The organism is Oleiphilus sp. HI0067 (assembly GCF_001635735.1).
Genome location: NZ_LWFI01001482.1, coordinates 1 through 1,031, shown reverse-complemented (window position 1 = coordinate 1,031; position 1,031 = coordinate 1). Strand labels below are relative to the sequence as shown.

Below are 1,031 nucleotides of genomic sequence, written 5' to 3'. Positions count from 1 at the left end.
TCAGTCGTACTAGAAGGTAAAGTTGAGAAAACAGAGAATGGTTGGGCATTCAAACTCCGCGGCCGAGACCGCGAAGGACACATAGCACAGAGCGTTTTCATGCGAGAAAAGGCTTTAACTACATCAATGAGCATGAATCTGGAGTTAGAAGAAAATAAACTGGCCTACGATTTGGATATGGATCTAGAAATCTACGGTCGAAGCTTTGATCACTTAGACCATGCAGAGCTAACTAAACAGAGCGATACATAATAAAAAGCCAAGACACTGTCTTGGCTTTTTCATCTAATGGACAAGCTTAACGTAATAGCTTTGCATCCAAACTAAACTTCCCCGCTCCCTGCGCAGCAAGCACTAGAAAGCCTCCTGCCATCGCGATATTTTTGTAGAACAAGATGAATTGCATCTGATCTTCTAAATTTCCGTGAAACATAAATCCGCTTACAACACAGAAAATTGCTAACGAGATAGCGACTAAACGCGTTTGAAATCCAATTATCAGGGCAATCGCTGCACCAATTTCAAATGCTATGACTAATGGCAGCAAGGCTTCAGATAAGCCTACTGATGCCATGTACTGAGCAGTGCCTGAAAAATTTTGAACCTTACTAATACCCGCCAATAAAAATATAGCAGCTAAACCAACTCGACCAACAATGTCGAATATCGATTGTAAGTTTGGCCCTGTTAACGCCTGATCAACTGATGTTAATAGTTTTGTTGCACTCATGATTCCATCTCCTAAATTGAATTATCTTTCAGAACGGAGACAAGTTTATTAAGCAGTTCACTAAGGTTTAACACCATATTTTTAAGGCTTTACTTCAAATTATTTGAACGATAGCAGCACTTTCCTAAGCGCTCCTCATTGCCAAGCATGAATTACTTCAAGTTTTAGAAGCTTATTCGCAATCCATCACTCGCTTGGACTTGTAAAAATGCCTTAATAATTGCACTCTACGCTTACGTTGCGCAATTTCTGCACAACCCGGTTCGCAGTCTGGAAAACTCCAAGGAAACGGAGAAAACCG

2 protein-coding genes are annotated in these 1,031 nt (G+C 40.7%); one reads left to right on the top strand and one right to left on the bottom strand.

Features of this window, described 5'->3' with window-relative positions; translation table 11 throughout:
• Positions 1-252 (top strand): hypothetical protein (locus tag A3739_RS30345; protein ID WP_197472540.1); only part of this gene is annotated, 252 nt, incomplete at its 5' end.
• Between the two features lie 46 nt (positions 253-298).
• Here A3739_RS30345 and A3739_RS24125 read toward each other — a convergent pair.
• Positions 299-730 carry a DoxX family protein gene (locus A3739_RS24125; protein ID WP_068476957.1) on the bottom strand — a complete coding sequence of 144 codons (432 nt, stop codon included), beginning with the start codon at positions 728-730 and terminating at the stop codon, positions 299-301.
• Between the last annotated feature and the right edge of the window lie 301 nt (positions 731-1,031).